Origin of the sequence: Geobacillus sp. PK12, from assembly GCF_004123125.1 — a bacterium.
Lineage (GTDB): Bacteria > Bacillota > Bacilli > Bacillales > Anoxybacillaceae > Geobacillus > Geobacillus zalihae.
This window is the reverse complement of sequence record NZ_SDKL01000089.1, coordinates 1-5,833: the sequence shown is the minus strand read 5'-3', so window position 1 is coordinate 5,833 and position 5,833 is coordinate 1. Positions and strand designations below refer to the sequence as shown.

Annotated in this window: 4 protein-coding genes and 1 pseudogene; 3 read left to right on the top strand and 2 right to left on the bottom strand. The window is 37.7% G+C overall.

Going from position 1 to position 5,833, the window contains the following annotated elements; translation table 11 throughout:
- Window positions 1–366: 366 nt before the first annotated feature.
- The gene (locus ETR37_RS17830) at window positions 367–1,161 is read right to left on the bottom strand and encodes a helix-turn-helix domain-containing protein (RefSeq protein WP_060788965.1); all 795 of its coding nucleotides are present in this window, start codon (window positions 1,159–1,161) and stop codon (window positions 367–369) included.
- A gap of 226 nt (window positions 1,162–1,387) precedes the next feature.
- On the opposite strand from ETR37_RS17830, the gene ETR37_RS17825 reads away from it, so the two are divergent.
- From ETR37_RS17825 to ETR37_RS17815, 3 genes are all read left to right on the top strand, one after another.
- Window positions 1,388–3,343 carry a primary-amine oxidase gene (locus tag ETR37_RS17825; protein WP_060788966.1) on the top strand — a complete coding sequence of 652 codons (1,956 nt, stop codon included), beginning with the start codon at window positions 1,388–1,390 and terminating at the stop codon, window positions 3,341–3,343.
- 71 nt (window positions 3,344–3,414) lie between these two features.
- The gene (locus tag ETR37_RS17820; protein WP_060788967.1) at window positions 3,415–3,993 is read left to right on the top strand and encodes a hypothetical protein; all 579 of its coding nucleotides are present in this window, start codon (window positions 3,415–3,417) and stop codon (window positions 3,991–3,993) included.
- 108 nt (window positions 3,994–4,101) lie between these two features.
- On the top strand, window positions 4,102–5,358 hold the full coding sequence (locus ETR37_RS17815) for an ammonium transporter (protein ID WP_197501146.1): 1,257 nt from the start codon (window positions 4,102–4,104) through the stop codon (window positions 5,356–5,358).
- Between the two features lie 255 nt (window positions 5,359–5,613).
- Here the strand turns inward: ETR37_RS17815 and ETR37_RS17810 are convergent.
- A pseudogene (locus ETR37_RS17810) lies at window positions 5,614–5,793 on the bottom strand (AAA family ATPase); the annotation flags it as partial.
- Between the last annotated feature and the right edge of the window lie 40 nt (window positions 5,794–5,833).

Genomic DNA, 5,833 nt, shown 5'->3' with positions numbered 1-5,833 from the left:
CCATCTTCCAGCGGTCCATCAGGCGCGCTGGAAATCTTCATCTGAAAGAGCGTGCAAACGTTCCGAAAGAATGTGCAAAAACCGGAACAACCCGCCACAATCTTGCACATTATTTCAGAATCCATCTGAAATAATTTGAAAAAGTGATTCTGAAATAATGTGCTAATTTACAAATAACCTAAAATTAAGATAGGATGTGTCTAAATTTAGGGGGTCAATCCGCCTCTCTCTATTCTAAAATCCATTCAGAGATACCTTATCTATCTTGCATTATACAAAATTCTTGACAGTGCCGATCTAAAGTTTAACTTTTCAAGGTGCATTTATATAACTACCCTTATGTTGTGGGAATGCCAATTGTTCATATTATAATGCAGATTTATACATTTCTTTATATTGTTTAGGAGTCAAAAGGGTAAATTTTTTAAATTCTCTAATAAAGTGAGACTGATCGTAATAACTGCTATCCAAGAGAGAACTCTCAGTTTTTAGGATCATATCTAGAGAATTTTGAAATTTAACAATTTGGCAAAATTGCTTAGGTGAAAATCCGATATATTTTTCAAATATTTTACGTATATATCTATCAGAATAACCAGTCTCTTCTGATAAATCGCTGATGTTCAATCCCCCATTGGACAAATAAATTTTTCGAATAGCGTAATCAATAATTTGATAATCATAACCCATTTCACATCTAGTCTTATATAAAAATTTTTTAAATATCGCTACTCTATTGCTGAAACTTTCTCCGGCTGCGATTTCCTCTATAATGCTTGGATTCCCCGATAAAACGTCAAATAAAGGGATTTGTTGTTCCAAAAGTTCTTCCATCGGATAATTTAATTTAATCATTCCTTGTTCAGGAAAAAACCTTACCCCAAAATATTCACAGTTGTTAATAAAGTTTGGCTGCTTGCGCCGTTGAAAAGGACTAGTCCAAAGAAAAGCGGAAGGGTGGTTGGAGTCACAACAAAACAATATATCAAAGCAGCCATCGGGAACGAGAGAAAAATAGGATGGATCGTTCGTTGTTTTAAATTGATAAAATAGCGCAATATCTTTATCAATAGACTGTCCTGTTGGCTTTAATTCCACATAAGAATCTGTATTCGCCTGAATTTCCGGTTGAAAAGGAAAATAACGATTAATATTTTTCAACTGTATCACCCTCCTATCCTATTTCCTGTATTTACTATTTAGATAGTGATAATGTTTATTTCTTGAAATTAATTTTTATATAATGAATTATTTTATTTCTATTTTATTGTTATTTTTTTTTACATTAAAAGTTATATTTTGTTACTTGTTCCGGTTTGTACAATACAAACTGACCATTAAACAGCTATCATAAAGAAAAAATTTATTATTTAAGGAGGAATTGTTCATGCATACACACGGTGAAGTGAAAGTACAAAAAATTTCCCATCCTTTAGAGCCGCTAACGGCAGAAGAAATTACAAAGGCTGTTGCCATTTTACGAGAAAAAAAGAATTTGGGGCATAAAGTGAGATTTGTTCAAGTTGTTTTGCATGAACCGGAAAAGGAAGTGGTACTCAATTACAAAGACGGAGATCCTATTAATCGAGAAGCTTTCATTATTATTTTAGATAATGAAACGGAAAAAACTTACGAAGCAGTCGTTTCAATCACTAATGAAGAGGTTGTATCATGGGAGCATATTCCAGATGTTCAACCGAATTTTATGCTAGATGAATTTGAGGAATGTGAAAGAGTAGTAAAAAATCATCCTGAATATAGAAAAGCGTTATTAAAAAGGGGAATTACTGATCCTGATTTAGTTATGATTGATCCTTGGTCTGCTGGTTATTTTAATATCGAAGAGGAAGAAGGAAAAAGAATTGCTCGGGCCTTAGCATGGGTGCGCAAATTTCCAGGTGATAATGGTTATGCTTACCCTCTTACAGGTTTGGTAGCTATTGTTGATTTGAATAAAATGGAAGTTATCAAAATTGATGATTTTGCTGTAAAACCTTTACCACCATTAGATGGGAATTACACACCAGAAACTTCTGAGTCGATTCAATTCCGTCAAGATTTAAAACCGCTTGAAATTATTCAACCAGAAGGGCCAAGCTTTGAAGTTGATGGTCATCATATACGTTGGCAAAAATGGGATTTTCGTTTTAGCTTCACACCGAGAGAGGGGCTTGTTCTTCACACTATTGGATATAAAGATAAAGGAAAAATTCGTCCTATTCTTTATCGGGCATCGTTAGCCGAAATGGTAGTTCCGTACGCCGATGCCTCACCTGCGCATAATCGTCAAAATGCATTTGATGCAGGGGAATATGGGATTGGACAGTTGGCGAATTCTTTAACCCTTGGTTGCGACTGTTTGGGAGAGATTCGTTATTTTGATGCAGTGATGACCGATAGCAGGGGAAACGTCAAAATCATTCCTAATGCGATTTGTTTGCATGAAGAAGATTATGGAGTTGCTTGGAAACATACAGATTGGAGAACAGGACATGTAGAAGTGCGCCGATCACGGCGTCTTGTCATCTCATTTTTTGCAACTGTAGCAAACTATGATTATGGATTTTTCTGGTATTTTTATCAAGATGGCACGATTGAAGTGGAGGTGAAATTAACGGGAATTGTTAATACAGGAGCACTTGATCCAGATGAACAGCCGAAATATGGCAATATTATTGCTCCGCAGTTAAATGCGCCTTTTCACCAGCATTTCTTTACATTTCGTCTTGATACTCAAATAGACGGGATGAATAACTCATTAGTAGAAATTAATACAGTACGGGAGACAAAAGGCCTGCATAATCCGTTTAATAATGGCTTTTATACTGAGACAACGACATTTAAAACAGAACAAGAGGCGTGCAGAGTGATGAATTTAGAGTCGCAGCGTACATGGAAAATCATCAATCCTAATTCTTTCAATGCAGTTGGACAGCCTGTAGGATATAAAATTGTGCCGGGTGAAAATTGTCTTCCTTTCGCCTATGACGATTCTAGCTTAATTAAACGAGCCGGATTTATTAAACATCATTTGCATGTTACAAAATTTGATAAAAATGAAATGTATGCTTCTGGAAAATACCCTAACCAACATAAAGGAGGAGATGGATTGCCGAAATACATTCAAGCCAACCGTAATATCGAGAATGAAGATATTGTAGTTTGGTATACAATGGGGCATCATCATATTACTCGTCCGGAAGATTGGCCTGTGATGCCAACGGCGTATATTAATTTTCAGTTGAAACCAGTGGGATTTTTTGATCGTAATCCAGCTATTGATTTGCCGCGGCCTACACCTAAAGAGTGCCATTCGAACATAGGTTCCTCTTGTCAACATTAAGCGTTGAAAAAGGAGTTGGCTGTTTGAACCAGCTCCTTTTTCGATAAGCTCTCTATTTTCGGAGGTGTCGTATGTTACTTGTAGTTAGTATAGTTATTATCTCTTTATACACTGCTTATTATCTAAGAAAGATTTATGCCAATGGTCGTTTCCTAAGTCATGTCATGGGAAAAGTACTTACAATGGCTTTAACAATGGTAAACAGTTTAACTGTTGGATTTCTGTTGGCCAGTTTTTTGCATGGTAAGTTGGCTGTTTCAACTATATTATCCGTTACTCTTAGTGGTTGCATTGCTTATTTGCTTGGAAAACCGTTTGGGTTGCTGGCGATTATAGATGGTTTAGTGGCTAGTCTAATGGGTGGAATGATGGGGGCTATGTTAGCTGAGATGTTACAATCCCCTTCCATAGCTTTAGTGACTGTATATATGGATGTAGTCTATATTCTCAGTTTTTCTCTGGCAGTAGTGCTTATTAATCGAGAAATAGCAAAAAAGGGTTCCAAAATCATAAGTAAGTTTTATTCGATCTGTTTGGCAATCATCGTACCGTTAATGATTATCGGTGTAGCTGTCTTTTTTGATTTTGAAAATGTAGGCAGTAAAAGTGGACTAAACGGTCATAATCTCCATCATATGATGAAAGAGTAAAGGGGGGCTGTTATCATGTTGAAAAAAGGAAAGTATTTATTGGCTTTTCTATTAGGAAGCATCATTCTTTTTCCATTTAATGCTTTTGCTGCTGAAAAAACGTCTTCCATTAACTCTGGAGATACAACTTGGATGTTAATTTGTACAGCGATTGTTATTTTTATGCATGTACCAGGTCTTGCTCTTTTTTACGGGGGATTAGTCAGTGAGCGAAATGTTGTATCGACTATGATGCATAGTTTTGTTAGCTTATTAGTTATTTCTGTTGTTTGGGTGTTATGGGGATATAGTTTGAGTTTTGGACCGGATATTAAAGGAGTTATTGGTGGAAGCGATTATTTAGGTCTTCATGGAGTAAATGGGGAAGCGGCGTTTGGTACACTAACGATTCCACATTACGTTTTTGCGATGTTTCAATGCGCTTTTGCTGCAATTACGGTGGCCATTATCTCTGGGGGAATTGCTGGACGTATCTCATTCTCCGCATGGCTCGTTTTTTCGGTTCTGTGGGTAACATTGGTTTATGCGCCGATGGCTCACTGGGTGTGGGGTGGCGGTTGGTTATTTAAGATGGGAGAACTGGACTTTGCTGGTGGGACTGTTGTTCATATTCTTTCAGGAGTAAGTGCCCTTACAGCATCTTTAATCATTGGGCCGAGGTTTGAATATTTGAAGAAAGAACATGCTCCACACAATATTGTGCTTTTTCTGATTGGTGCAGCTACTTTATGGTTTGGATGGTTTGGGTTTAATGCCGGTAGTGCCCTAAGTGCTAATGATATCACTTCCCTTGTTTTTGTAAACACCCACATTGCCGCGGCGGCTGGAGGACTAGGATGGATGTTCATAGAGTGGATAGTACGTAAGCGGCCTACATTAGTGGGAACTGCAACAGGGGCGATAGCTGGTCTTGTTGCTATTACTCCTGCAGCAGGATTTGTCACTATCCCTTCAGCACTGATTATTGGCATTATTGTTGCGCCTATTTGTTATGTTGCTATACATTTTGTTAAGGCACGACTTAAATATGATGATACATTGGATGCTTTCGGAGTTCATGGTATTGGAGGCATATGGGGCTCAGTTGCCACAGGGATTTTTGCGACAAAAGAAGTAAATCCTGCGGGCAATGATGGTTTGCTCTACGGTAATCCTGAACAGCTTTTGCATCAATGTATAGGTGTTGTCATAGCTATTATTTTAGCTACTGTCGGCACATTCATCATTTTGAAATTAATGTCGTTGTTTATGCGGTTGCGAGTAAGTAAAGAGGAAGAATTAATGGGGCTGGATCTTAGTTTTCATGAAGAACCTGCGTATAACCAATTGAGAAGTTTAGAAATAGCGACAACAAAATCTGAATAGACCATGTTTGTGGCACAGAGGAAAGCGTGAAATGAAGAAAATCACAATGGATTTAATATTGTAAATTAGCACATTATTTCAGAATCCCTTTTTCAAATTATTTCGGACGGATTCAGAAATAATGTGCAAAATCTTTGCGAATTATTCCAGGTTTTGCAGATTATTTCCGAACGTTTGCACATTATTTCGGATGATTAACTAGAATGAGGATGGATCGGGATGAAACATAACAGGGGCCGATCAGCCCCTGCTGTGTCAGTACCCCATTTCTTCGGCTGCCATACGCACAATGTCTTCGTCAATCATATGTTTTTTTAATTGAGCGCCGTATAACAGGCAAGTGGTGGCGAGGTTGTTGATGATCCGCGGCCACCCCTGCGACTGCAGGGCAATCGCTTCTAAGGCAGCTGGGGTAAAAATCGGGTGTTTCGCCCCATACCCGTCAAGTTAGCGGTATAAAATTTTTAAGACGATA